Source organism: Nonomuraea sp. KM90, assembly GCF_052246675.1.
Classification (GTDB): Bacteria; Actinomycetota; Actinomycetes; order Streptosporangiales; family Streptosporangiaceae; genus Nonomuraea.
On sequence record NZ_JBQQCB010000063.1, the window covers coordinates 22,097 to 45,148 of the forward strand.

Annotated in this window: 22 protein-coding genes; 10 read left to right on the forward strand and 12 right to left on the reverse strand. The window is 71.2% G+C overall.

The genetic code is table 11. The features are described from left to right. The first annotated feature begins 73 nt into the window (after positions 1-73). On the forward strand, positions 74-1,570 hold the full coding sequence (locus ACTWPW_RS39850) for an MFS transporter (RefSeq protein WP_443171722.1): 1,497 nt from the start codon (positions 74-76) through the stop codon (positions 1,568-1,570). Positions 1,571-1,592: 22 nt separating this feature from the next. Here ACTWPW_RS39850 and ACTWPW_RS39855 read toward each other — a convergent pair whose 3' ends face one another. Further along, positions 1,593-3,116 carry an alpha/beta fold hydrolase gene (locus tag ACTWPW_RS39855; protein WP_443171723.1) on the reverse strand — a complete coding sequence of 508 codons (1,524 nt, stop codon included), beginning with the start codon at positions 3,114-3,116 and terminating at the stop codon, positions 1,593-1,595. A gap of 126 nt (positions 3,117-3,242) precedes the next feature. Here ACTWPW_RS39855 and ACTWPW_RS39860 point away from each other — a divergent pair, with 126 nt between their 5' ends. Beyond that, complete coding sequence (locus ACTWPW_RS39860; protein WP_375116426.1) at positions 3,243-4,388, forward strand: serine hydrolase domain-containing protein; 1,146 nt, start codon at positions 3,243-3,245, stop codon at positions 4,386-4,388. 215 nt (positions 4,389-4,603) lie between these two features. Continuing rightward, positions 4,604-4,828 (forward strand): GNAT family N-acetyltransferase, encoded by a 225-nt coding sequence (locus ACTWPW_RS39865; protein ID WP_375116427.1) that lies wholly within the window; start codon positions 4,604-4,606, stop codon positions 4,826-4,828. Between the two features lie 202 nt (positions 4,829-5,030). On the opposite strand, the gene ACTWPW_RS39870 is transcribed toward ACTWPW_RS39865, so the two are convergent. Both ACTWPW_RS39870 and ACTWPW_RS39875 read right to left on the reverse strand, forming a co-directional pair. Further along, positions 5,031-5,636, reverse strand: coding sequence for a hypothetical protein (locus tag ACTWPW_RS39870; RefSeq protein WP_443171724.1), 606 nt, complete (start codon positions 5,634-5,636; stop codon positions 5,031-5,033). Positions 5,637-5,889: 253 nt separating this feature from the next. Further along, the gene (locus ACTWPW_RS39875; protein WP_443171725.1) at positions 5,890-6,363 is read right to left on the reverse strand and encodes a GNAT family N-acetyltransferase; all 474 of its coding nucleotides are present in this window, start codon (positions 6,361-6,363) and stop codon (positions 5,890-5,892) included. A 204-nt stretch (positions 6,364-6,567) separates the two neighbouring features. Here ACTWPW_RS39875 and ACTWPW_RS39880 point away from each other — a divergent pair, with 204 nt between their 5' ends. Beyond that, positions 6,568-7,119 (forward strand): hypothetical protein, encoded by a 552-nt coding sequence (locus ACTWPW_RS39880; RefSeq protein WP_443171726.1) that lies wholly within the window; start codon positions 6,568-6,570, stop codon positions 7,117-7,119. Positions 7,120-7,181: 62 nt separating this feature from the next. Here the strand turns inward: ACTWPW_RS39880 and ACTWPW_RS39885 are convergent, their stop codons facing one another. Continuing rightward, positions 7,182-7,619: a winged helix-turn-helix transcriptional regulator gene (locus tag ACTWPW_RS39885; protein ID WP_375116431.1), complete on the reverse strand. Its 438-nt coding sequence runs from the start codon at positions 7,617-7,619 to the stop codon at positions 7,182-7,184. 83 nt (positions 7,620-7,702) lie between these two features. On the opposite strand from ACTWPW_RS39885, the gene ACTWPW_RS39890 reads away from it, so the two are divergent. Then, on the forward strand, positions 7,703-8,929 hold the full coding sequence (locus ACTWPW_RS39890) for an MFS transporter (protein ID WP_443171727.1): 1,227 nt from the start codon (positions 7,703-7,705) through the stop codon (positions 8,927-8,929). 51 nt (positions 8,930-8,980) lie between these two features. Here the strand turns inward: ACTWPW_RS39890 and ACTWPW_RS39895 are convergent, their stop codons facing one another. Next, the gene (locus tag ACTWPW_RS39895; protein ID WP_375116433.1) at positions 8,981-9,610 is read right to left on the reverse strand and encodes a protein-L-isoaspartate(D-aspartate) O-methyltransferase; all 630 of its coding nucleotides are present in this window, start codon (positions 9,608-9,610) and stop codon (positions 8,981-8,983) included. A gap of 6 nt (positions 9,611-9,616) precedes the next feature. Continuing rightward, positions 9,617-10,594 carry a ribose-phosphate diphosphokinase gene (locus ACTWPW_RS39900; RefSeq protein ID WP_375116434.1) on the reverse strand — a complete coding sequence of 326 codons (978 nt, stop codon included), beginning with the start codon at positions 10,592-10,594 and terminating at the stop codon, positions 9,617-9,619. 199 nt (positions 10,595-10,793) lie between these two features. Here ACTWPW_RS39900 and ACTWPW_RS39905 point away from each other — a divergent pair, with 199 nt between their 5' ends. Next, positions 10,794-11,228, forward strand: coding sequence for a CBS domain-containing protein (locus tag ACTWPW_RS39905; protein WP_375116435.1), 435 nt, complete (start codon positions 10,794-10,796; stop codon positions 11,226-11,228). Positions 11,229-11,290: 62 nt separating this feature from the next. Here the strand turns inward: ACTWPW_RS39905 and ACTWPW_RS39910 are convergent, their stop codons facing one another. Together ACTWPW_RS39910 and ACTWPW_RS39915 are read right to left on the reverse strand one after the other, a co-directional pair. Further along, positions 11,291-13,156, reverse strand: coding sequence for a hypothetical protein (locus tag ACTWPW_RS39910; protein WP_375116436.1), 1,866 nt, complete (start codon positions 13,154-13,156; stop codon positions 11,291-11,293). A gap of 174 nt (positions 13,157-13,330) precedes the next feature. Then, positions 13,331-14,356: a LacI family DNA-binding transcriptional regulator gene (locus ACTWPW_RS39915; RefSeq protein ID WP_443171728.1), complete on the reverse strand. Its 1,026-nt coding sequence runs from the start codon at positions 14,354-14,356 to the stop codon at positions 13,331-13,333. Positions 14,357-14,551: 195 nt separating this feature from the next. On the opposite strand from ACTWPW_RS39915, the gene ACTWPW_RS39920 reads away from it, so the two are divergent. The 3 genes from ACTWPW_RS39920 (at position 14,552) to ACTWPW_RS39930 (ending at position 17,501) form a co-directional block, all read left to right on the forward strand. Then, positions 14,552-15,379, forward strand: a complete 828-nt coding sequence (locus ACTWPW_RS39920; RefSeq protein ID WP_443171729.1) for a class I SAM-dependent methyltransferase — start codon at positions 14,552-14,554, stop codon at positions 15,377-15,379. A gap of 196 nt (positions 15,380-15,575) precedes the next feature. Further along, positions 15,576-16,331 carry an SDR family oxidoreductase gene (locus ACTWPW_RS39925; RefSeq protein ID WP_443171730.1) on the forward strand — a complete coding sequence of 252 codons (756 nt, stop codon included), beginning with the start codon at positions 15,576-15,578 and terminating at the stop codon, positions 16,329-16,331. Between the two features lie 108 nt (positions 16,332-16,439). Further along, the gene (locus ACTWPW_RS39930) at positions 16,440-17,501 is read left to right on the forward strand and encodes a ferritin-like domain-containing protein (protein ID WP_443171731.1); all 1,062 of its coding nucleotides are present in this window, start codon (positions 16,440-16,442) and stop codon (positions 17,499-17,501) included. A gap of 52 nt (positions 17,502-17,553) precedes the next feature. Here the strand turns inward: ACTWPW_RS39930 and ACTWPW_RS39935 are convergent, their stop codons facing one another. Next, entirely contained in the window at positions 17,554-18,165 is a 612-nt protein-coding gene (locus tag ACTWPW_RS39935; RefSeq protein ID WP_375116441.1) for a dihydrofolate reductase family protein, read from the reverse strand. A 189-nt stretch (positions 18,166-18,354) separates the two neighbouring features. Between ACTWPW_RS39935 and ACTWPW_RS39940 the strand changes: the two genes are divergently transcribed. Then, positions 18,355-19,365, forward strand: a complete 1,011-nt coding sequence (locus ACTWPW_RS39940) for an ABC transporter substrate-binding protein (protein WP_375116442.1) — start codon at positions 18,355-18,357, stop codon at positions 19,363-19,365. A gap of 8 nt (positions 19,366-19,373) precedes the next feature. Here the strand turns inward: ACTWPW_RS39940 and ACTWPW_RS39945 are convergent, their stop codons facing one another. The 3 genes from ACTWPW_RS39945 to aceA all read right to left on the reverse strand — a co-directional run bounded on the left by ACTWPW_RS39945 (position 19,374) and on the right by aceA (position 23,008). Next, on the reverse strand, positions 19,374-20,174 hold the full coding sequence (locus tag ACTWPW_RS39945; RefSeq protein WP_375116443.1) for a substrate-binding periplasmic protein: 801 nt from the start codon (positions 20,172-20,174) through the stop codon (positions 19,374-19,376). Next, positions 20,171-21,502 (reverse strand): hypothetical protein, encoded by a 1,332-nt coding sequence (locus ACTWPW_RS39950; protein ID WP_443171732.1) that lies wholly within the window; start codon positions 21,500-21,502, stop codon positions 20,171-20,173. The genes ACTWPW_RS39945 and ACTWPW_RS39950 overlap by 4 nt, the downstream gene beginning before the upstream one ends. 219 nt (positions 21,503-21,721) lie before the next feature. Beyond that, positions 21,722-23,008: an isocitrate lyase gene (aceA, locus tag ACTWPW_RS39955; protein WP_375116445.1), complete on the reverse strand. Its 1,287-nt coding sequence runs from the start codon at positions 23,006-23,008 to the stop codon at positions 21,722-21,724. Positions 23,009-23,052: the final 44 nt, after the last annotated feature.

The window sequence follows — 23,052 nt, forward strand, 5'->3', positions numbered from 1 at the left end:
CGGCGGGCCGTACCGGACCGCGTGTCCCCGAGGCGTTCCCGGGCGCGGTGATCCGCGCCGGTGGAGGGCGGCCGTGACCGGGCGGCGGGCCGTGACGCTGGCAGCCGTGCTGCTGGGCTTCCTGGCGTTGCCGATGCTGATGTCCGGCACCACCGTCGCACTGCCGCGGATCGGCGCCGACCTGCACGCCTCCGGCGCCGCCCTGCAGTGGGTGGTGGTGGGCTACTTCCTGGCAGCCGCCGCGATGATGCTGGTCGCCGGATCGCTGGGCGACCTGTTCGGCCGCCGCCGCGTCTTCGCGGCGGGCGCCGCCGTCTACGCCGCCGGGGCGCTGGCCAGTGCGCTGGCCGACGGCATCCTGCTGCTGAACGCGGCCAGAACGCTGTCGGGCATCGGCGCGGCCGGGGTGATGGCCGGGGGCGGTGCCGTGCTCGGCGCCACCTTCACCGGCCGTGCCCGCACCCGGGTCTACGCGGCGATGGGCACGACGGCGGGCGTGGGCCTGGCGGCCGGCCCGACGTTGTCCGGCTGGATGGTCGGCGCGCTCGGCTGGCGGGCCACCTTCGCCCTCTTCGCCGCCGCGGGGCTGCTCATGCTGGCCGGCGCGGCCGGCATGGCCGAATCGCGGGCGGGTGGGAGACCTCGCGTCGACGTTCCCGGCGCACTGACCCTCATCGCCGCGCTCACCCTCACCCTGTTCGGCGTCAACCAGGCCTCCGACGCGGGCTGGGCCAGCACGATCGTCCTGCTCCCGGTGGCCGCGGGTCTGGCCATGTTCGTGACGTTCGTGCTGATCGAACGCGGGGCCCAGCACGCGGTGCTGGACCTCGGCCTGCTGCGCGACCGCCGTTTCCTGGCCTGGACGCTGGCCGGGCTGCTCCTCGCCGCCGGACCCGCCGGGGTGACCGCCTACCTGCCCACCTACCTCCAAGCGGCGGGAGGCGCGTCCGTCCAGGAGGCCGGGCTCATCATGCTGATGCTCACCACGCCCGTGCTGCTCCTCCCCCAGCTGGGCGGCTTCCTGATCAACCATGGCGTCCGGCCCCGTGCCCTGGTCACCGTCAGCCTGTCGCTGATCGCCGCGGGCAACGCCTGGCTCACCACGCTCCACCCCGGCATCACGGCCACCGGGCTCCTGGCCCCGCTGGCGACCATCGGCGCCGGCATGGGCCTGATGATCGGCACCACCGACGCCCAGGCCGTGAACCGGGTCGAACAGGACCGCATCGGCATGGCCACCGGCCTGCTCAACACCGTGCGGGCCGGCGGCGGCGCCCTGGCCACCACCCTGTTCGGCGCCGCCCTCGCCACTGCCCTGCACGACCGGGCCGGCGAGCCCGAACGCGCCGCGCGGATCGTCGCCGGCAAGCTCGCCGAGCCTGGCCGGGCTCTGGAGGCGACCTTGCTCACCGAGGCGTGGCACCTGACGCTGTGGTGTACGACCGGCGTCTGCGCGGCGGCCACGCTGGCTGTGTGGGCGCTCCTTGGTTCCCCCCGCCCGCACGACACAGCCACCGCGACCGCCCCCGCACCCCGGCCCGGGCTGTCCTCCCGGAACCCGGCGAAATGAGCATCCACCGGGCCGACGCCGGTCAGCTCATGCCGGGGCAGCCCCGGTCGATGCGACCGGTGTCGAAGTACGCGACCACGTCGGCGGCACAGTCCGGCACCCGGGTGGCCGAGACGTGCACGTCGTCGGCGACCGTGTAGAGGGTGCCGCCGATGGCCCGCCGCGTCTGCAACGTCCAGTCGTAGACGGACATGAACTCGTGCAGGTGCCCGGAGAGCACCAGCGAGCCCCTGCCCCGCTTCACCGGGCTGTCCCGCACCGGCAGCGGCCAGCCTGCGCACTCGACGCCCAGGCCCCACGCCCGGCCCGTGGCCGGCAGGCGCTCAACGCGCTGCTGGTACGCCTGCCACGCCGCGGGGAAGCCGACCCGGCTGCTGTCCTCGTTGCACTTGACCGCCCGGTTCATGGTGATGTTGAGCGTTTCGGGCATGCCAGGCACGGGCGCCCCCATCGAAGCGAAGAGCTCCTTCACGGTCGGCGGCGCGGTGGGGCCGGTCGCGTCCCGCAGCTCGGTCAGCGCCTTGCCCGCGCGCGCCCACTCGGTGGAGTTGCGGCGGGCCAGGTCGGCGATCGCCGAGCCGTCGATCGGCCGCTGCAGGTCGGTGAAGGTCCTGGGCCGGCTGTCGTAGTCGCGGCCCAGCTTCACCACCGCGTCGCGCACCTGCCGCGCGGTGGCGCCCAGGCCGTAGGTTCCGTCGTTGCGGGCCAGCCAGGCCGCCATCCGCCCGAAGTTGCGTTCGGCCGCCTGCGCACTGCCCTTGACGTGCTCGTCGAGGCGGGTCCACGGCGGCGGGACGCTGTCGAGGAAGACGCGTGCGGTGCGCCCGGGGAACATGCCCCGGTACACCATGCCGAGCCAGCTGCCCCAGGACAGGCCGAGCAGGCTCAGCTCGCGCTCGCCCATCGCGGTCCTGATCAGGTCCAGGTCCCTGGCCACGTTCTCGGTGGTGAGCCGGCCGAGGAAGGCGGGATCGGAGTCGCCGCAGGCCTGGTTGGCGGCCACCTGGGCGTTGTAGATCCTCCTGGCCGTCTCCTCGGTCAGCGGGCCGGGTTCCGGCATTCCGCCGGGACCAAGCTCGCAGGCGACCTTGGTGCTGTTGTTGACGCCTCGGGGGTCGAGGCCGATGAGGTCGTACCGCTCGTTGAGCCGGGCCATCTGCTCGTTCCTGAGCATCATGCGGACGGGATCGAGGTAGCCGCTGTTGCCCGGCCCGCCGGGCAGGACGGTGACGGCGCCGATCCTGCGCGCCCTGTCCGAGGCGGCCAGCCGGGTGACCGCGACGCTGATCTGCCGGCCGCCGGGGTCTGCGTGGTCCAGCGGGACGCTGACCGTCCCGCACCGCAGCCGCTTCATCTGCGCGCGGAAGGCCGGCACCTGCTGCTCGGACATTCCCAGGGCCCGGATGACCTCGTCGGAGTACTCCGGGCAGGGCTTCCAGTCGACGGTGGGCCCGGGCCTGGTCTCGGACGCGTTCGCGGCGGCCGGATGGTGGCTCAGCAGTACCGCCAGGGCCAGCAGCGCCGCCAGTGAGGTTCGGTGGTTCATGCGCCCACGTCTAGACCGGCGACCGTTTCCTGGCTGTTTCCCCTACCGGCGGTGGAAACGGTGCGGAAACCCGCCCACGTCTAGACATGTCCTCGGAGGACCGTACCCGAGGAAAGGATCTTCAGAGTGAATCGTGTGACCGCGACCGGCCTGGCCGGGCTGAGCGGCGCGATGCTGAGCCTGAGCATGCTGACGCCCTCCGCCGCTACCAGTGACCGGCCCAAGGTGGGGAACGTGCAGGCCGCGTTGACGGAACTGGCCGGAAACCCGCAGATCGTGGGCGCGATCGGCGAGGCCTACGTCGACGGCGAGCTCGCCGGGAAGGGCACGGCCGGTTCCCGGCTGATCGGCGGCAAGGGCGGCCGGATCCCGAGCGGCTCTCGTTACCGCGTCGGTTCCCAGACCAAGCAGATGACCGGCGTCGTGATCCTGCAACTGGTCGAGGAGGGCAGGCTCAAGCTCGACGACAGGCTCAGTGACCTGCTGCCGGAAGTGGCCGAGAAGGACCTGGTCGAGCGGGCCGACGAGATCACGTTGCAACAGCTCGTCCAGCACACCTCCGGCATCCCCAACTGGTTCCACCCGGACGTCGTCCCCACCTTCGACTTCACCACGTACTACTCGCCGATGGAGCTGGTGAAGAGGTCCCGTGCCCTGCCCAGGCAGCAGGAGCCGGGTGAGAGGTTCTCCTACTCCAACACCAACTACATGCTCCTGGGCCTGATCATCGAGCGGACGACGAAGCACAGCGTGGCCGCCGAGTTCGAGCGGCGCATCTTCGATCCCGTCGGCATGGACGACTCCTACCTGCCCACCAGGTTTCCCGGCGGCATCAAGGGTCCGCACGGGCACGGCTATTTCCCCGACGACAACGGCAAGCTGCGTGACATCGACCGGCTCAACATGAGCTACGGGTACGCGGCCGGCGGCGTCATCTCCACCGCCCACGACATCAGCGCCTTCCACGCCGCGTTCAACAAGAACCGGCTGCTGCCGGAGGAGCTGCGGAAGGTGCTGCAGGGGCCGCCGAGGAACCAGGCCCCGCCCTCCCCGAAGCCGTCCGAGGGCGGTCAGGGCGGCATGTGCGGAGGCACGATCCGGGTGTCCCAGGTCAAGGGCAGCGCGCCCGGTTTCAACGCCGCCACGTTCGCCACCACGGACGGTCGCATGCAGTTCGCCCTGTCCGTCACGCTGGCCGTGCCCAACACCGACGACTCCCTCCAGCCGCTCCTCGTCAAGGCCGCCGAAGCGGTCTTCTGCCCGAACGAATAGCCGGTGCCGCAGCACTCGGAGGGCGTGCCGGACCGCCGCCCTCGGAGTGCTGTCATTCGCATGAGTAGGCTCGAACGCGTCGGTTCACGCTGAGAACGGCAGGGAGACCCATAATTGGTGATCATCGCTCAGGAGACATCGTTCGACGAGGCCGAGGTGTTCGAGCTGTACGACTCGGTCGGCTGGCACCCGTGGACGCGTGACGTCGCACGTGTGTGCCGGAGCCTGGCCAACACGGCAAGGGCATCGGCCGCCGGCTGCTGGAGCGACTCAAGGACCGGTATGCGCACTGCCGCTACTTCGTTCTCACCACCGACCACGAATCCACCCCGGCCGGCCCCTCCAACCACTCCTTCTATCGCCGTCTCGGCCTGATCGAGCACCACGAGCAGGGCCTGTCGGCCTTCGGCCGGAGGGTCCCCGACCCGCAGCGCCTCTAGCCTGCCCCTTGAGCACCCGCCCCTGAAACAGCGCCGCTGCGACTCGTCATGTGCAAGGCCCGGAACAAGAACCCCCGCACCGCCATGCGCTACGTCGAACCCGGCGCCGAAGCCATCGCCGCCATCACCGAGCAGCCATCGACGCGAGACCGAACCCGGACCCTGACCCGGACCCGGACCCGGACCCGGGCCGATCCCTCCGCTACAGCTCGCAGTTGATCTCGCTTTCGGCGTCGCACAGGTCGATGTCGGAGCCGCCGTCGGCGTCGTCGTCTCCCCCTTCGCCGACGAGGAAGTCATCCTCGCTGTTGCCGAAGAGCCTGTCGTTGCCGTCCCCGCCGAGAAGGGTGTCGTTACCGTCGTTACCGTCGACGGTGTCGACGGCCGACCCGCCCTCGAACCAGTCCGTGCCCGCTCCCATGTCCGCCCTCGCCCGCAGGGAGGTCTGGTTACGCAGCACGTCATCACCGCTGTTCATGGCCGCCCTGATCCTGGCGACCCCCGCGCTCGCGCAGTCCACCTGGTTGGCGGTCACCGCCACGCACTGCGCGCCCGCCACCACCGTGTCACCGGTGTTGGTGACGAGCAGCGAGCCGTCGACGTCGACGGACACCGTAATGGCGTCCCCCATGTTGCCCGCGTTGATCTCCAGCACGGCGCCGGCCACCGCCACGTTGGTGGCGGCGTGGGCCGGCCCGGTGACGGCCAGCAGCGTGCCGCACAGCGCGGCTCCCGCGGTCAGCGCGCGGATGCCGTGCCCGCGCACCGTGGTGGCTCTTGTGCGTGTGTCGTTCCCGCGTGTACTCATCTATCCCCTTGCCGGGTGGATGATCGGGCACCGTCATCGGTGCCCGATGTCCCCAGTACAGCGCCGCAACGGCCGCTCCTCCGTGCCGGAACGCACCCGGGCTCCGCGCCCTTCGGCGTAGACAGTGCGACCAGGCGGGCGATGGCCGTCAGGGCGGCGGGGTATCCGCTGTCGTAGGCGACGAAGCGCAGGTCGCCTCACGCACACCCCCGGCTCGCGACCGGAATGACCGTCTCGTGGGCGACCTTCAACGTCAAGCGTCAAGTGGGAGTTCCAGCAGCTCGCCGGGAGGCTGGAAGCCGTGGCGCCGCCAGAGGGGGCCGCTGCGCTCGGAGGGCCAGACGACGAGAGTGTCGAAGCCGATGCTCCGGCAGTGCTGCTTCAGCGCCTCGAGCAGTGCCGAACCGGCTCCCCTGTTCCGTTGCGACGGCGTGATGTAGAAGTTCGTCACGTAGCCGATCGGGGCGCTGTCGCCGTACGGGTCCGGCATCCTCTCCACCACGCAGAGGAAGACGTGGCCGCAGATGTCGCCTCCGGTCTCCGCGACCCAGGCCAGCCAGCGGCCGTGGCTGAGCCGGTCGTGGATCCATCGCTCGGCCTCTTCCAGGGGCCGAACCGGCGCCGGTGACCGTCCTTCGTGGTCCTCCAGCTTGAACGTCCAGCGCAGCTCGGCCAGGACGCGCGCGTCGGCGGGCTGGGCCGGGCGCACGATGAGGTCTGTGCTCATGAGGGAAGTCTCGCGTCTGTGGCTCGTACGGTGAATCGATGCGCCAGACGGTGACGTCGGCCGCGCCACCTCGGCTCCCTTGTCCACGCCGAAGGGCGCGGAGCCCGGGTGCGTTCCGGCACGGAGGAGCGGCCGTTGTGGCGCTGTACTGGGGACATCGGGCACCGATGACGGTGCCCGATCATCCACCCGGCAAGGGGATAGATGAGTACACGCGGGAACGACACACGCACAAGAGCCACCACGGTGCGCGGGCACGGCATCCGCGCGCTGACCGCGGGAGCCGCGCTGTGCGGCACGCTGCTGGCCGTCACCGGGCCGGCCCACGCCGCCACCAACGTGGCGGTGGCCGGCGCCGTGCTGGAGATCAGGGCGGGCAACTTGTCGGATGACGTCACGGTGTCCGTCGACGTCGACGGCTCGCTGCTCGTCACGAACGTCACCGACACGGTGAATCCGGGCGCGCAGTGCGCGGCGGTGACCGCGAACCAGGTGGACTGCGCGAGCGCGGGAGTCACCCGGATCACGGCCGTCATGCGCAACGGCCACGACGTGCTGCGCAACCAGACCTCGCTGCGATCGAGAGCGGAGATGGGGGCGGGGGCGGACACGTTCACGGGCGGGCCGGCCAGGGACGTCGTCTTCGGTAGCGACGGTGACGACACACTCGTCGGCGAGGGAGGCAACGACGACGCCGACGGCGGCCCCAACACAGACACCTGCGACGCCGAGAACGAGGTGGGTTGCGAGTTCTAGCAGAGAGCGGCGCACGCAAGGACCGGTCCGCCGGCCTCCACGAACCCCGCCCAAGGCAGAGGTCAATTCACCTTCTGGACGCGAGTCGTGCTGGAGGTGAGCGGCGCGCCGGTGGTGCCGACGGCGCGCAGCTCGGGGACGGCCTCCCCGCGCTGGTCGACGAGCACCGAGTGCTCCTCCCCGGCGGCGAAGGCGTTGCGCTCGCCCCACTGGCGCAGGGCCAGCACCACGGTGAACAGGTCGCGGCCCGCGTCGGTCAGCGCGTAGGTCTGCCGCTTGCCGGATGGGGCGGCGCCCCGGGCGAGGATGCCGTGCTCGGTGAGGCGGCGCAGCCGGTCGGTGAGGATGTTGCGGGCGATCCCGAGCCGCTGGTGGAAGTCGGTGAAGGTGGATGCCCCGTCCATCGCGTCCCGGACGATGAGCAGGCTCCAGCGGTCGCCGACCAGGTCGACGGCCCTGGCCACCGGGCAGCTCGGGTCGGTCCAGCGCTCGGCTGTCATGCACACCCCCATTCGGTTGCTTTTCGCAACCATTCTGCCCTAGCCTCCGATTAGTTGCAATTTGCTACTGATTGGAGGACAGCGTGTCGACGATCCTCGGTGGAGGGCGCAGGTTGCTGCTGGCCGTGGTGTGCGCGGTGGCCGTGGCGAACGTCTACGCCGTGCAGCCCGTCCTGGACGCGGCGGGGTCGGACCTGGGGCTCACGGCCGGCGGTCTGGGGTGGCTCGTCGCCATCGGCCAGGCCGGCTATCTGGCCGGGCTGGTCACGCTCGTTCCGCTGGGAGACGTGCTCGACCGGCGGCGGCTCATCGCGGGACATCTGGTGCTCACCGCGGCGGGAAGCGCCGTCGTCGCGGCCTCGACGACGGCGCCGCTCGCGCTGGTGGGGCTCGGTGTCGCGGGGATGTTCGCGGTCGTGGTGCAGACGACCGTCGCCTACACGGCCGCCGTGTCGTCACCGCACGAGCGCGGCAGGAACATCGGTGCCGTGACCTCCGGCGTGGTCGTCGGCATCCTCGGCGCCCGCGTGGTCGCGGGCTTCCTGGCCGGGGCGGCAGGCTGGCGCAGCGTGTACGCCGCACTGGCCGCCGCCTCGGTGATCCTGGCCGGACTCGTCCTGATCTCGCTGCCCGCGGACGAGTCGCATGAGGGCGCCCGCGGCGGCTACCGGCAGGTGATCGCCTCCATGGGGCGGCTCGTCGCCGCCGACCGGATGTTTCGCAGCCGAGCGGCCATCGCGTTCTTCGTGTTCGCCTCGTTCGGGACGCTCTGGAGCGGGCTGGCACTCCCGCTGAGCGCCGAACCGTGGCACCTGACGCCGGCGCAGATCGGCCTGTTCGCTCTCGCCGGGCTCGCCGGCGCACTCGGTGCCGCCCGCGCGGGACGGTGGGCCGACCGCGGACACGCCGGCACGGTCACGCGCTGGGCACTGGTGGTCCTGATCGGGTCGTGGGCGTTCACCGCCCGCACCGGGCAGTCCCTGTGGCTGCTGGGCGCGGGCGTGATCCTGCTGGACCTCGCGGTGCAGGCCGTCCACGTCAGCAACCAGCACCTCATCACCACAGCGCGGCCCCGGCAGGCCGGCAGCGTGATCGGCGCGTACATGGCCTTCTACTCCCTCGGCTCGGCCCTCGGCGCGGTGACCACGGCGTGGACGTACGCGACCGTCGGGTGGCCCGCCGTCTGCCTGCTCGGCGCCGGCTACGCGACCGCGGCCCTCGCGGTCTGCGCCTTGTCCCCCCGGCCGCGCCCCGCCGGCGCGGCTCCGCACCGGCCGCCCGGGAGCCCCGAGGAGCTCGCCCGGCGGTGACGGGGGATCCACGAGCCGGAACGGCTACCGCGGCTCATCGGGCGTCAGCCGTCAGCGGTCGGCGGTGCCCGCGTACCTGCCGACGAGCGGGACGAACTGGGCAGGGGTCAGCGGTCGCACGCGCACCAGCCGGCCCTGTCGCTTGGTGTACAGGGTGACGATGTCGGCGATGTCGCCACTGATCGGCATGACCAGGCGGCCGCCCTCGGCCAGTTGCCCGGCCAGCGGCCCCGGCACCGTGGGGGCGGCGGCCGAGACGACGACGGCGTCGAACGGGGCGTGGGCGGGCAGGCCGGCGGTGCCGTCGGCGACCTGGACCTCGACGTTGGTCACGCCCGCCGCGGCCAGGTTGGTCCGGGCGTGCGCGGCCAGGTCGGGGTGGCGTTCCACGGAATAGACGCGGTGGGCCAGGTGGGCCAGCAGGGCGGTCTGGTACCCGTAGCCGGTGCCGATCTCCAGGACGGTCTCCGTACCGGTCAGCCGCAACGCGTCGATCATCTGGGCGACCAGCGACGGCTGCGAGGTCGGCTGCCCGTGGCCGATCGGGATCGGCTCGTCGAGCTGGGCCCGGCCGGCCGAGCGCGGCGGTACGAACATCTCGCGCGGCGTGGCGGCGACGGCGGCCAGCAGGCGGGGATCGGTCATCCCCATCTGCCTGACGACCTCCGCCAGCGTGCGCATCGCCGGTCAGCTCTCGCCCTCGAAGAGGCTGGTCACCGAGCCCTCCAGGAACACCTCTCTGATGGCGCGCGCCAGCAGCGGGGCGATGGACAGCACGACCAGCCGGCCGGAGGGGAAGCGCGTCAGGGTGGGCAGCGTGTTGGTGATGACGAGCCGGGCCAGGTTGGCCTTCTCGAGCCGCTCGACCGCGTCGCCGGAGAACACCCCGTGCGTGGCGACCGCGAGGACCTGGGTGGCGCCCCGGTCGGCGAGGGCCTCGGCGGCGCGTACCACGGTGCCGCCGGTGTCGATCATGTCGTCGATGATCACGCAGGCGCGCCCGGCCACCTCGCCCACCACCTCGTGCACGCTGACCTCGTTCGGCCGCTCGATGTCCCGCCGCTTGTGGATGATCGCCAAGGGGCAGCCGAGCCGATCCGTCCATTTCTCGGCCACGCGGACCCGGCCGGCGTCCGGCGCCACCACGGTCAGCTGTCGCGTGTCCACGTGCCGGGTGACGTAGTCGGCGAGCAGGGGAAGCGCGTGCAGGTGATCGACGGGGCCGTCGAAGAAGCCCTGGATCTGCGCCGTGTGCAGGTCGACGGCCATGAGCCGGTCGGCCCCGGCGGCGGCGAACAGGTCGGCCATCAGCCGGGCCGAGATCGGCTCGCGGCCGCGGTGCTTCTTGTCCTGGCGGGCGTACCCGAGGAACGGCACCACCACCGTGATCCGCCGGGCAGAGGCGCGCTTGAGCGCGTCGACCATGATGAGCTGTTCCATGATCCACGTGTTGATCGGGGCGGAGTGGCTCTGGATCACGAACGCGTCGGAGCCGCGTACGGACTCCTCGAACCTGACGTAGATCTCGCCGTTGGCGAACTCCCGCAGGTCGATCGGCGTCACCTCGATACGCAGCTCGCGGGCCACCTCATGGGCGAGATCCGGATACGCGCGGCCTGAGCAGAGCATCAGCTTCTTCTCGCTGACCTGCTTGATCCCCGTCATGACTCCCCCTTGACCGCGATCAGCCGCCCGCGCTCCGGTGCCCCCGCTTCGGTGCCTCGCTACCAGCGCGGCTACCCGGGGCCACGACGTGCTAACAGGGCCCGCAATCCGCAACACCCGCTTCGACCTGCGATGATTCGCCGATTGAGGGGTAGGCGACAGTTGGAGGTTCCATCGGCACCTGTCGAAGGAGGCACCAATGGGCACACCGGGAACCAACAAGAGGGTCCAGGACGTGATGCACCAAGGGGCCGAGTGCATCGGTGAGCACGACAGCCTGCGCACGGCCACGCAGATGATGCGTGACCTGTCGGTCGGCGCGCTGCCGATCTGCGGGGAGGACGACCGGCTCAAGGGCATCATCACCGACCGTGACATCGTGATCAAGTGCTGCGCGGAGGGCAAGGACCTCGACCGCATGACGGCGGGCGAGCTGGCCCACGGCCTGGTGTGGACGGAGTCCGGCAGCAGCCTCGAGGAGGCGCTGCAGATGATGGCTCAGCACCAGATCAAGCGGCTTCCCGTCCTCGAGAACAAGCGGATCGTGGGCATGGTCAGCGAGGCCGACCTGGCCAAGGAACTGCCCGACAACAAGCTCGCGGAGTTCGTGCACCGGGTCTACGCACCCGCCTGACCCGGCCCTGACGCCCCGGCCGGGGGTCCGGACGAGCGCCGGCCCCCGGACGGGGTCCCGGGTCACCCGACGATGACCTGGAGGTCGAACGTGCCCTGGTGAGGGATGCGCAGGGCGTGGAAGCGGCGGGCGCCGTCACGGAAGTAGCGCACGCTGCCCGCGGCGACGGTCGCCGGCAGCGGGGTGCCCCAGCGGAAGCGGATCGTGGTGCCGCCCCGGCGGACGTCGAAGCCGTCGGCGGTGGCGGTGGTCGACCCGCCGAACGCGGCCCGCGTGCCGTCGGTGAAGGTGAGGACGTCCCCGGGCTGGAGGACGAGGGGGATCTGCTCGGTGGCGGGGGCGTTCGCGGTGACGGTGCGCCGGATCGTCCGGCGGGTGACCAGGACGTCCGTGGTGACGTCCGCGTTGCCGTAACGGATGCCGAAGGCGGCGGGGGCCGAGCCGCCGGTCCACTCCGTGCCGCCGGGGGCGCCGCGGAAGTACGTGGCGGGCAGGGAGCCGTTGGAGTCGGGCACCTGGCCGGGGAAGACGGTGGACCAGCAGGCGTGGTTGTTGTCGTTGAGCCCGCAGATGATCGTGCCGGCTTCGGGGTGCCACAGGAAGGTCAGGCCGGTGCGGCTGCGGGAGGCGCGGTTGCCGAAGTAGCCGCCCAGGTACAGGCCGGGCTTGCGGACGTACAGGAAGTCCTGCCCGCCGTCTCTGCGCAGCTCGACGAAGTCGTGCGAGCGCAGGTAGGGCAGGTTCGCGATGGCGGCGGCCCGCTGCCGCCGGCTGGGGAAGCGTTCGCCGTTGAGGCCGTGGGTGAGGATGCGCGGCGAGGTGTCCTGCTTGGCCAGCGGCGTCACCGGGTCGGTGGACGCGGCCCAGGCGGCGCGGGCCTCGGCCAGGTCCTCGCGGGCGGTCATGAACGCCGACAGCAGCGGCACCTCGCGGGTGAACGTCCAGTTGAGCGCGGTCCTGTCGGGGTCGGGCCGGACCTCGTCGTACCAGCGGGCGCTGGTGCGGGTGGAGGGGGCGACGTTGACCATGTACCCGGAGCCGTCGGGCTCGCGCAGCAGGTTGTAGGACAGGAAGCCGGTGAAGGCGCGGGCCATGTCCACCAGGTTAGGGTCCGGGTTGTGGTGGTAGGCGTCGGCCAGCTCGGGGAGCATGACCTCGAAGTTGTAGTTCATGTCGTGGCCGCGCTCCTCGTGGAAGAAGCCGGCGGGGCTCACGCCGGTCGCGGCGATCCGGGCGAACGCCTCGGTCAGGCTCGTGGCGAAGGCGGGGTCGGGGTCGTGCTTGAGCGCGAACGCGACCCCGGCCAGGCCCGAGGCGGTCTGGTTGGCGTAGTGGAGGGGTTCCTGCCAGACGGTGCGGTTGCCGGGGTTCAGGAACCACGTCATGGCCGTACGCAGAGCGGTGGCCACCTGGGCCTGCCTGGCGGGCAGCACCCCGGCCGAGCGCAGCATCCACAGGGTCTTGGCGAGGTAGCCGAGCCCGAACCCGGTGGGCGCCAGGCCGTGCTCGTTGCGGCTGTACTCGGGGAAGGAACCGTCGGGGTGCTGGAGCGACAGGTAGTGGCCGAGCGCCGCGTCGAGCGCGGCCAGCAGGTTCGTGTCCCCGGCGTACGGGTTCCACGGGCGGGGGTTGGCGTAGAACCAGGCCAGCGTGAAGACGTGCTCCTGCACGCGGGCGTTGAACGTCGCCGCCGGCGTGCGCCACCAGCCACCGGCGAAGAAGCCGCTGTCGGCCATGTCGTTGACCATGGGCGCGAGCGTGACCAGGTACGGCGCGAAGCGCTGCTCGTGGGGGGCGAACAACGCGCGGTCGACGGTCGGCGGCGGCGCCAGGTCGGGAACCGCGGCGAACGCGGTGCCGGAGGCGAGCACGGGGGCGGACGCCGGGAGCAGGGCAGCGGCGCGGAGCAGGGTACGGCGGGACAGCATGGTCGGCCTTTCAGAGGGGTGTGTGCGTTCCAGAGGGCGTGCCACAGGCGTCGGCGAACCGGGTGAACGCCTGCGGCAGGGTGAATTTGGACGGGATGGGGGCGCACGATGGGCGGTGCGGGAACGTGAGGCCGGCGCCGAGCGCGTCTCCCGATGTCTCGACCAGGCGGGGAGTTACCTCCCCTCGCGTACGGGTGCCAGCGTCGATCCCTCGACCAGCTCGCACGCCAGCAGTTCCTGCGGGATGCCGCCGCGCTCCAGCACCCGGGTGAGCAGCTCGACGGCCCTGCGGCCCATCTCCCGCCGGGGGATGCGGAACCCGGCGAAGTCGATGTCGGTCGAGACGGGCCTGGTGGGCGCGCCCAGCGCGACGATGGACAGGTCGCGCGGCACGTCCAGGCCACGGGACCGGGCGGCCTCGGCGATGGCCGCGCCATCGGCCAGCTCCTCGGCGAACACCACGCTCGCGCCGGAGCCGAACAGCCGGTCCGCGGTCGCCAGATGCAGCCCTTCGACCCCGGTCGCGGCCACGCCCTCGGTGAAGCCGCGCAGCCGGTCGGCGTAGGACTCCGCGCCCGCCCCCGCTCCGACGTAGGCCATCCGCCGGTGCCCGAGCGCCGCCGCCCGCTCGACCAGCGCGCGCACCGCCGGCGGGTAGTCCGCTCCGACGAACGGCACCGGCCCACCCGCGTCGTCGCGGCGGCCGACCGAGACGAACGGAATGCCCTCGGACAGCAGCCTGGCCAGGTCCTCCCGGTCGATCGTCCGGCCGAGCAGGACGCATCCGTCAGCCAGCCGGATCCGGCTCTCCGCGCTGAAGATCCGCCGCCGCTCACCCCGCTCCACCTTGGCGCTGGTGAACAGCAGCAGGTCACAGCCCGCCTCCTCGGCGCACTCCTCGATGCCGACCAGGAACGGGTGGTAGAAATCCGCGCTCTCTGCGGGGAAGACGGCTTCGTAGGTGAACACGCCATAGATGCGGTTGCGCCGTTCGGCGAGCCGGCGCGCCGCCGGGTCGGCCACGTACCCGGTCTCCCTGATCACCTGGAGCACCCGCTCGCGCGTTTCGGGCGAGATCCGCACCTCGCCCTCGGCCCTGCCGTTGAGCACCAGCGACACCGTCGTCTGGCTCACTCCGGCCATGCGCGCGATGTCCTGCTGCGTCAGACGCCGCCCTGAAGCAGTCACAGTACGTATCACCCGTCAGCTGATAATGCGTATTAGTCCGGTCATTGTGAAACCGAACGCAACGGGGCGTCAAGAGATAATCGCCGTGATAATCCGTATTAGCAGCGGATTATCGCTTCCGGCCGTCCTGCGGCCGTGTGATCGGGCCGTGTGACCGGCAGGGCGAGGTCAACCCGCCGGGCGGCAGCGTGCGGAAGACTTTCTGTCGTGGCAGACGAAGATCGGGTGCTCAGGCATTACGTGCTGAACGACGAGGCAGGGCGTCTCTGGGCTACTCCCCGCGGTGAGCTCACCCGCAGGCGTACCTGGGACATCTTCCGGCGGTTCCTCCCCGAGAGCGGACGGGTCGCCGACGTCGGAGGTGGGCCGGGGACGCACGCGGCGCACCTGGCCGGGCTCGGCCATGAGGTGGTGCTGGTCGATCCGGTGCCGAAGCACATCGAGCAGGCCTCCGCTCTCGCTGCCCGCAGCCAGAGCGGAGGCTTCTCGTGCCGGCTCGGGGACGCTCGCGGCCTCCCGCTCCCCGACGCGGGTTTTGACGCGGTGCTGCTGATGGGCCCGCTCTATCACCTTGCCGGCGCCGCCGACCGGCAGCTGGCGCTGCGGGAGGCCTTACGGGTGCTCCGGCCTGGGGGCCGGTTGCTGGCCGAGGTCATCGGCCGCTACGCGTGGGTCATCGACGCGACCACCCGGGGACTGCTGGGTGACCAGCAGGTCTGGGACACGTTCGAGCTGAATCTGCGTACGGGGCTGAGCAACACCCCGGACAGGCCCGATGAGGTCTTCTGGGCGTATTTCCACCGGGCGGAGGAGGTGGGGCCGGAAGTGGAGCTGGCGGGCTTCGTCCACGAGCGTCTCTTGGCCGTGGAGGGGTTCGCGGGGCCGCTGGGCAATCTCGAGGAGTTGCTGCGGGAGCCGGAGGCTCTGCTGCGGGTGCTCCGGCTGACCGAGTCCGAGCCGTCCATGCTGGGGGTCAGCGCTCATCTGATGGCGGTGGCGTCGAAACCGATCACCGACGCGGACGACGACCGCTGACCGCCGGCGTCGGCGTCGGCGTCGGCGTCGGCGGGCAACGCCTGCCGGCAGGGGGCTGGACCGGTCACGAGCTGACGTCCGTGATGTGCGGTCCCGAAGTTGTTTCGCCGAGGCTGTCACAGCCTGGAGGGCTCCGCTGTCTTAGCTGAGGACCGGGGGCGACCAGGTCCCCCGGCGCGGACAGGAGGAGTTCGTCATGAAGATCGTGGTAGTCGGCGGGACCGGGTTGATCGGGTCGAAGCTGGTGACGAAGCTGGGCGAGCACGGTCACGAGGCGGTGGCGGCGGCACCGAACACCGGCGTGAACACCCTCACCGGCGAAGGGCTGGCCGAAGTGCTGAAGGGCGCGTCGGTGGTGATCGACGTGTCGAACTCCCCCTCCTTCGAGGAGGCCGCCGTGCTGGAGTTCTTCACGACCTCCACCCGCAACCTGCTCGCCGCGGAGGCGGAGGCCGGCGTCGGGCACCACGTCGCGCTGTCCGTCGTGGGTACGGAGCGGCCGCCCGGCAACGCCTACTTCCGGGCGAAGATCGCTCAGGAGAAGCTGATCCAGGAGTCGTCGATCCCGTTCTCGCTCGTGCACGCCACCCAGTTCTTCGAGTTCGTACGGCGCATCGCCGACGAGGCCACCGACGACGGCAAGGTACGGATGCCGCCCGTGCTCTTCCAGCCCATCGCGGGCGACGAGGTCGCGCAGGCGGTCGGCCGGGCCGCGGTGGGAACCCCGCTGAACGGCAGGACCGAGGTGGCCGGGCCCGAGGTGTTCCGGATGGACGAGTTCTTCCGCGAGGCGCTGGCCCACTGGGGTGACCCGCGCGAGGTGGTGACCGACCCGCACGCGCACTACTTCGGGTCCGAGGTGCTGGAGCGCTCGCTGGTGCCGGACGACGGCGCCGCCCTCGGCCAGATCCGCTACCGCGACTGGCCCGGCCGCGACGAGCTCCCCAAGTAGCACGGTTCGCGCACGAGGACAGCACGCGATGAGAGTGCGTGAGACTCGCGAAGCGCCGATCTGGTGGCGGTGACCTCCGCCCCTTCCGACAACTGAGGTATGTCACAAATGAACCACTCCCAATCCCGGAACGCCGTCGCATCGGCCCGGATCGACACGCTCGACAGCCTGCGCGAGCACCTGCAGTGGGCGGTCGAGCTGGAGCACGCGACCCTGCCGCCGTACCTGTGCGCTCTGTACTCGCTGAACCCGGAGCGCAATCCGGCGGCCGCCGAGGTGGTGAGCAGCGTCTTCGTGGAAGAGATGCTGCACCTGGCGCTGGCCGCCAACCTGCTGAACGCCGTCGGCGGCAGCCCGCGCCTGGACACGCCGGAGATGCTGCCGCCGCATCCCCGGCGGCTCCCCCACGCCGCCCCCTCCCTGGAGCTGTCGCTGCTGCCCTTCGGCGCGGAAGCGCTGGAGATGTTCCTGCGGCTCGAACAGCCGGCGCCGCCCGGCGGCCCGGCCGAGGGCGCCGGCTACGAGACGATCGGGCAGTTCTACGCCGCGATCGAGCAGGGGCTGCGCCACCTGTGCGAGCAGCTCGGCGAGCAGGCGGTCTTCACCGGCGATCCGGCCCGCCAGGTGAGCGGCACCCATTTCCGGCACACCGCCGGGCAGCTGTTCCCGGTGGAGGACCTCGAGTCCGCGCTGGGTGCGATGGAGGAGATCGTCGAGCAGGGCGAGGGCACGGCCCGCGGCGGGGTCTGGGACGGCGACCAGGACATCTTCCACCCCGAACGGGACGAGGTGGCCCACTACTACCGGTTCCAGGAGCTCAAGGCCGGCCGGCGCTACCGGCGCGGCGACACCGCGCAGACCGGGCCCACCGGCGAGACGGTCTCCGTGGACCTGGCCGCCGTGTCTCCGATGCGGCACAACCCGCAGCTGGCCGACCACGCCCCGGGCAACCCGATCCGTACGGCGCAGGAACAGTTCAACAGCACCTACTGCGACCTGCTGAACCTGCTGGAGCAGGCGTTCAACGGCAACCCGAAGCTGCTCGCGGACGCCACCGGCACCATGTACGCGGTCAAGGGCAAGGCCCAGGCCCTGATGCAGCTGGCCGACGAGGAAGGCACCGTGGCCGGGCCCACCTTCGAGTACGTCCCGCCGGAGTCGCGCGGCTGAGTGCCGTCGGCCGGTGGCAGCGGTGAGTGCGACTGGCCATCGCCCGCGGGGCCTACGCGCCGGCCCCGTAGGTCCCGTACTCCGGAAGGCCTGTCGACTCGAAGGTGTGCACCGACAGGCCGCCCGGTGTCGTCTGCTGGCTGACGAGCCGCAGGCCGGCCGGGGCGCCGCCGTCCGGGAACAGGCGCCGGCCCCGGCCCACCACCACCGGGGCGATCGCGAGCCGCAACGTGTCGACCAGCCCGGCGGCCAGCAGGGACTGCGCCAGCCGGGCGCTGCCGTGGATCTGCAGCTCCCGGCCGGGCTGCCGCTTCAGCTCGGCCACCTGGGCGGGGACGTCGCCGGACAGGATCGTGGTCGGGTTCCATCCCGCCGTGGTCAGGCTGTGGGAGGCCACGTACTTCGGCAGGCCGTTCATGATGGCGGCGGCGGGATGGTCGGTCATCTTCGGCCAGTCCCGGGCGAAGTTCTGGTAGGTACGGCGGCCGAGCAGGAGCGCGTCCGCCTCGCCGAGCCAGGCGCCGACCAGCCGTTCGAACTCCTCGTCCAAGTACGGCACGAACCAGCCGCCCTGCGTGAACCCGTCACTGGTGTCCTCGTCCGGGGCACCCGGGCCCTGGGAGACACCGTCGAGCGTCAGGAACTCCTGCACAACCAGTTTCATCGCGCACCTCTCTCCTCGGCCTTCGACGGCCGACGTAACCGCTTCGAGGGGAAGGCACAACCGTCCCACTTCTTGGACTCCGCGGGGCGCGGAAACTCGTCGCCGCCCGTCTCCGGAGGCACGGAGATCGGTTGCGTGACGCCGGTGGTGGAGTGTCGAATGGGATCGGCACCGATCCTTGGAGAGGCTATGAGGCCGTTGGCCATCGCCCTGTTAGCGGTCCTGATGGCCGCGGGCTGTGCGACGCCGCGCCGGGACAAGATCACGGTCGCGTGCGGTGCGAGCGAGCAGTGGTGCGCGATGATGGTCAAGAGGTTCTCCGATGCCACCGGCGTGGAGGCCGACTTCGTCCGGTTGTCGAGCGGGGAGGCGCTGGAGCGGATCAAGGCGGCCAGGGAGCGGCAGGAGTTCGACGTCTGGCACGGCGGTCCGGCCGACTCGTACGTGGCCGCCAAGGGGCAGGGGCTGCTGGAGCCGTACAGATCCGAGAAGGCTGGCGAGATCCGGCAGGGATGGGCCGATCGGGAGAACGCCTGGAGCGGGATCTACGCCGGCGTGCTGGCCTTCTGCAACAACACCGAAGAGCTGGCCGAGCGCGGCCTGCGGCCGATCCGCTCCTGGCGGGAGCTGCTGGACGAGCGGCTGCGCGGCGGCGTCGCCCTCGCCCATCCGGCCACCTCCGGCACCGCCTACACCACGTTGTGGACGCACGTGGAGCTCGCCGGCGGCGACCAGGACGCGGCCCTCCGCTACATGCGCGACCTCCACCCGAACGTGCTGCGATACAACTCCTCCGGCAGCGCGGCCGCCGTGCAGGCGGCCAAGGAGGAGGTGGCGGTCGGCGTCGTCTTCTCCCATGACTGCGTCGCCGCGCAGGAGCAGGGCTATCCGAACCTGGAGGTGACCTTCCCGCAGGAGGGCACCGGTTACGAGCTCGGCGGCCTGGCCGTGCTGGCCGGGTCGCACAATCCCGACAGCGCGCGCGAATACGTCGACTGGGCGCTGAGCGGCGCGTCCCAGCGGCTGGGTCCGCTGGCGAAGTTCTACGCCCTGCCGACCAACACCAACGTGCCGGCCCACTCCAAGGCGGCCGATCCGGCGACGGTCAAGCTGGTCTCCTACGACGTGGAGGTCGCCGGGCGGGCCAAGCAGGCGCTCGTCGGCCGGTTCGGCGCGGAGGTCGCCGGGCCGCCCGCCTGATCGCCCGTCTAGGAGCAGCCCTCGAACTGCGGGACCGCGATCACGGACAGGTCGATGCCCGACTTGCCGAACCACTTGTCCAGCAGCATGTGCGCCGTGCCGTCCTGGTACATCTCGGTGATCGCCCGGTTGAGCTCCTCGCAGCCGGCGACGTCGCCCTTGCGCACGCCGATCGACGTCCGTTGCTCGTTGAAGGCCGCGCCGACCAGGTGCAGGTCGACGCCCGGCTTGGTGAGCAGCCCCGCCAGGATCTGGCTGTTGGTGGAGATGGCGTCGATCCTGCCGTCCTTGATCATCTCCAGGCAGACGTTGTAGTCGGGCGCCTCGACGGGGATCGCCTCGACCCGGCGCTCCTGGACGATCCGCTGCGCGATGTTCGTACCGCGCACCCAGCAGATCCTGCGGCCCGCCAGGTCGCGTACGTCGCGCACCTTGTCCTTGTCGGCCGGCCGCACCGCGATGTCCTGGAAGTCGACGTGGTACGGCCCGGCGAAGTCGATCACCTTCTTCCGCTCCAAGGTGACCGACATGTGGGCGAAGACCAGGTCGGCCCGCCCGTCCGTGAGCACGGTGAGCTGCTCCCCTGCCTTGATCTCCAGCCAGCGGATCCGCTTGCCCAGCCGGGCGACGAGGTCCTCGGCCACGTCGACGTTGAAGCCGTGGTAGGCGTTGTCCTGCCCCTTGAAGCTGATCAGCGGGACGTCGGAGCGGATGGCGACGATCAGCTCGTCGTTGTCCACGATGGAGGCGGGCCGCGTGGAGCCGCACGCGGTGAGCAGCAGGATCAGGCAGATCAGCAGTCGTCTCACCGGTACTCCCTGAGTCGTGGCCAGACGCCGGCCAGGACGAGCAGGGCCCCGGCGGCCAGCCCCGCGGGGATCCACCGCCACAGCGTCTCCAGGGCTCCGTCGCCGCTGTCGATGGCGCGCTCGAAGTCGGACTCGTGCCGCCTGACCAGCTCCTCCAGCACCTTGTCGTAGCCTTCGTAGGCCTCGGTGAGCTCGCCGTCCCAGAACTTGATCGCCGCTTCGCCGGGCATGGTCCGCATCCGCGCGTCGGCCTGCTGGAACTTCTGGTAGGCGGCGAAGAGCCGGTTTCGGTCGTCGCCGGTGAGGCCGCCGAGCAGCCCCTCGAAGTCCACGTGCAGCTTGCTCTGGTAGTCGGGCAGGCTGGTGGACTCGACGGCCGCGACCGTCAGCGACTTGTCGAGGAAGGTGTGTTCGTAGGTGTCTTTCCGGAAGCGGTCGAGCAGGTAGCGGCTCTCGTCGCCGTGCATGCTCATGCTGATCGCCCGCGCCCTGGTCAGGGTCAGCACCGAGTCGAACCCGCGCCGCTTGGCCTCCTCCAGGGCCTCGCCCTGGAGGTTGAGCAGGGTCGTGCCGGTCAGCAGGCCGGCCGCGGTGAGCAAGGTGGCGACCACCAGCGCCGGCGCGAGGATCCGGCGGAACCTGCGGGTCAGGTAGATCTGCAGGCCCAGCAGGCAGGCCAGCGCGAGCAGCCCGGTGACGACGACGGCGAAGCTGGCCAGCGAGGTGGCCGACCGCTCGGCGTCGTGCGCGCGCCTGACGATCGTCCCGGTCTCCAGGGTCAGGTTGTACGCCTGGGGCAGCAGCTCGCGGTGCATGAGGTCGGTGGCCTTCTGGTAGGCCTCGACCACGTTGTCGGGCGGCTGTCCGGCCGTGTGCCCGGACTGGGTGTCCAGCAGCCGGGCCTGGGCCGCCAGCCGCTCGTAGCGGCCCAGCCCCTCGATCAGCGACTCGACCGTGCGCTGCTCGACCGGGTCGTCCAGGGCCAGCCGGTACGCCTTGAGCAGGCTCTCGGAGATCTCCAGCCGCCGCTGGTCGTAGCTGGTCAGGTCGGCCTGCTGCTGGGGGCCGTACTCCCTGCCGAGCAGCAGCGTCTCGGCCACCAGCGCGTCCATCTCCGACATCTGCCGGTACAGGCCCGCGGTGGCGAGCACCTGCGGGCCGGCGTCATGCCCGATGGTGCGCAGGCTGGCTCCCGTGCTCGCCGCGCCCGCCAGGATCGCCGCCAGCAGCAGGGCCAGCGTCACCAGGGACAGCCCGGCCAGCGTGCGCACCCGCCCGGAGACCGATCTCTTGCGCCGGACCGGAGGCGGCGGCACCGTCACCGTCATGGCCTGCTCCGGCGGGAGACGCCGGGATCGTTGGTGCGCACCACGCCTCCCGAGATCGACTCGTGCTGGATTCGAGCATGGCCGCGGGCGCGGCGGGTCCGCAAGAGGAGCGCATCGAGAGCGAGAAATCGGGCCGCGCCAGTGCTGGGGGGAACTGGCGCGGCCCGTTCGCCGGGGGAACCATCCCATGCCCTGGAGGTGGCCGGCGAGTCTGCGGGGTCAGTGGGCGAACTGCTCCTCCTCCGTCGACCCCTTGAGCGCGGTCGTCGAGGAGTCGGGTGCCACGGCGGTGCTGACCAGGTCGAAGTAGCCGGTGCCGACCTCACGCTGGTGGCGGGTGGCGGTGTAGCCGCGCGCCTCGGCGGCGAACTCGGCCTCCTGGAGCTCGACGTACGCGGTCATGCCGTCCGCCGCGTACCCCTGGGCCAGGTCGAACATGCCGTAGTTCAGCGAGTGGAACCCGGCGAGCGTGATGAACTGGAACTTGTACCCCATGTGCCCCAGCTCCCGCTGGAACTTCGCGATCGTCGAGTCGTCCAGGTGCTTCTTCCAGTTGAACGACGGCGAGCAGTTGTAGGCCAGCATCTGGTCCGGGTACTCGGCCTTGATCGCCTCGGCGAACTCGCGGGCCACGTCCAGGTCGGGCGTGCCGGTCTCCATCCAGAGCAGGTCGGAGTACGGCGCGTACGCCAGGCCGCGCGCCACGCACGCCTCCAGCCCGTTCCTGACCCGGTAGAAGCCCTCGGAGGTGCGCTCGCCGGTGGTGAACGCCTGGTCGCGCGGGTCCACGTCGCTGGTCAGCAGGGTCGCGGCCTGTGCGTCGGTCCGCGCGACGACCAGTGTGGGGACTCCGGCGACGTCCGCGGCGAGGCGGGCGGCGTTCAGGGTCTTGATGTGCTGGCCGGTCGGGATCAGCACCTTGCCGCCCAGGTGGCCGCACTTCTTCTCGGAGGCGAGCTGGTCCTCCCAGTGCACGCCCGCGGCGCCGGCCGCGATCATGCCCTTCATCAGCTCGAACGCGTTGAGCACGCCGCCGAAGCCGGCCTCCGCGTCCGCCATGATGGGCGCCAGCCAGTACGGCGCGTCGGCGTCGCCCTCCGACCAGGTGATCTGGTCGGCGCGCAGCAGCGCGTTGTTGATGCGGCGCACGACGGCGGGCACGGAGTTGGCCGGGTACAGGCTCTGGTCCGGGTAGGTCTGCGCGCCCAGGTTCGCGTCCGCGGCGACCTGCCAGCCGGACAGGTAGATCGCCTTCAGACCGGCCCTCACCTGCTGCACCGCCTGGTTGCCGGTCAGCGCGCCGAGGGAGTTGACGTAGTCCTCGGTGTGCAGCAGGCTCCACAGCCGTTCGGCGCCCAGCCGGGCCAGCGTGTGCTCCTCCTGCACACTGCCGCGCAACCTGATCACGTCTTCGGCGCTGTAGGTGCGCTCGATGCCCTCCCAGCGAGGGTCGTTGTCCCATTCGTCCTGCAGCTGCTCAGCAGCTCCCTTGAGGCGATCGATCATTGTTCGCTCCTTTGCCGTCCCCTGGGTGCTCACGCCGAGTCTCT